The following is a 1,407-nucleotide window of genomic DNA, read 5'->3' as shown; positions in this document are numbered from 1 at the left end:
CGTCAGTGGTTGACGGTCCAGGTGTCGTTGCCGTGGAGGAGGCTGGCGAGGTCGCCCTTGCCCTGGTGCTCGATGGCGTGGTCGAGTTGCTCGCTCATCTGCGTGTCATACACCGCTCGCTCCACACTGCGTAGCACGCCGATGGGGGTGTGGTGCAGCGTGTCCGCGTTGGCCAACCGTGTCAACGCGAAGGCCGTGGTCGGGGAGGCGGCACCCGCGTCGTGCACCAGGACCTCATCCGCTCCCTCCTCCCGCACATCGATCACCCGCAGATCACCGGTGGCCCGGTCCCGCACCACACCACGCGATCCCAACCCGTCCTCCAACGGCGCCCCGAAACGAATAGGCTGCCCGTCCTCCAGACGGATCACCGCCTCCAACGCCTGATCCTTGTCCTTAAGGACCTCAAACGCACCATCGTTGAAGATGTTGCAGTTCTGGTAGATCTCCACCAACGCCGTCCCCGGATGCGCCGCCGCCTGCCGCAACACCCCCGTCAGATGCTGCCGATCCGAATCCACCGTCCGCGCCACGAACGAGGCCTCCGCCCCCAACGCCAACGACAACGGATTAAACGGCGCGTCCAACGACCCCATCGGAGTCGACTTCGTGATCTTCCCGACCTCCGACGTCGGAGAATACTGCCCCTTCGTCAACCCGTAGATCCGGTTGTTGAACAACAAGATCTTCAGGTTCACATTCCGCCGCAACGCGTGAATCAGATGATTCCCACCAATCGACAACGCGTCACCATCACCCGTCACCACCCACACCGACAGATCCCGCCGCGACGTCGCCAACCCCGTCGCGATCGCCGGCGCCCGACCATGAATCGAATGCATCCCATACGTGTTCATGTAATACGGGAACCGACTCGAACACCCAATCCCCGACACAAACACAATATTCTCCCGAGCCAACCCCAACTCAGGCATAAACCCCTGCACCGCCGCCAACACCGCATAATCACCACACCCCGGACACCACCGCACCTCCTGATCCGACTTGAAATCCCGCATCGACTGCCGACCCTCAGCCCGCGGCACCAACGACAACAACCCCCCACCCGACCCCGACCCTGATGCCGAAGCCGAGGCCGGCACTGATGTCGAAACGGGGGTCGAAGCCGTCACTGATGTCGCGGTGGTCGCGGTGGCCGCAGTGGCAGCGGTAGTCGTGGGGGGAGTAGCGGGGGTGGTGGGGGTGGGCGGGGTGGTGGGGGTGGTGTCAGGCATTGATGGCCTCCTTCAAAGCGGTAGCCAACTCCTCGGCCTTGAAAGGCATCCCGTTGACCTGTGTATGCGAACGCGCGTCGATCACGTACTTCGCCCGAATCAAAGTAGCGAGCTGACCCAGATTCATCTCCGGGATCACCACCCGCTCATACGACGCCAACACCCCACCCAA

At 63.0% G+C, this 1,407-nt stretch carries 2 protein-coding genes; both read right to left on the bottom strand.

Annotation, left to right across the window (positions count from 1 at the left end; genetic code table 11):
- Positions 1-2 precede the first annotated feature (2 nt).
- Positions 3-1,019, bottom strand: coding sequence for a 2-oxoacid:ferredoxin oxidoreductase subunit beta (locus ACFVFR_RS31830; protein ID WP_383708100.1), 1,017 nt, complete (start codon positions 1,017-1,019; stop codon positions 3-5).
- A gap of 208 nt (positions 1,020-1,227) precedes the next feature.
- The coding region (locus ACFVFR_RS31825; RefSeq protein WP_383708098.1) for a hypothetical protein at positions 1,228-1,407 on the bottom strand (180 nt) is incomplete at its 5' end.

It is taken from the genome of Streptomyces sp. NPDC057702, from assembly GCF_042799315.1.
GTDB lineage: Bacteria > Actinomycetota > Actinomycetes > Streptomycetales > Streptomycetaceae > Streptomyces.
The sequence above is the reverse complement of the archived record's forward strand: the minus strand, read 5'-3'. Positions and strand labels throughout refer to the sequence as shown.

Excerpts from the sequence above, each read along its gene's own strand:
- ACFVFR_RS31830 (WP_383708100.1), bottom strand. The coding sequence starts at position 1,019 with ATGCGGGATTTCAAGTCGGATCAGGAGGTGCGGTGGTGTCCGGGGTGT.